Source organism: Halomonas sp. SIMBA_159, from assembly GCF_046536035.1.
Lineage (GTDB): Bacteria > Pseudomonadota > Gammaproteobacteria > Pseudomonadales > Halomonadaceae > Vreelandella > Vreelandella venusta_A.
On the sequence record NZ_JAWJBT010001314.1, the window covers coordinates 1 to 245 of the forward strand.

Consider the following 245-nt stretch of genomic DNA (forward strand, 5'->3'; position numbering starts at 1 on the left):
CTGTATCACATCGCAGAAGCGCTGGTTCGCTGGATGGCACCAATCCTCTCCTTCACCGCTGATGAAGTGTGGGGCTACCTGCCGGGCGAACGTGAAAAATACGTCTTCACCGGTGAGTGGTACGAAGGCCTGTTTGGTCTGGCAGACAGTGAAGCAATGAACGATGCGTTCTGGGACGAGCTGTTGAAAGTGCGTGGCGAAGTGAACAAAGTCATTGAGCAAGCGCGTGCCGACAAGAAAGTGGG

General features: G+C 54.7%; 1 protein-coding gene. It reads left to right on the forward strand.

All coding sequences use genetic code 11. From position 1 onward, the window contains the following. Nucleotides 1-245 (forward strand): class I tRNA ligase family protein (locus tag R0J87_RS23520; protein WP_498889402.1); only part of this gene is annotated, 245 nt, incomplete at both ends.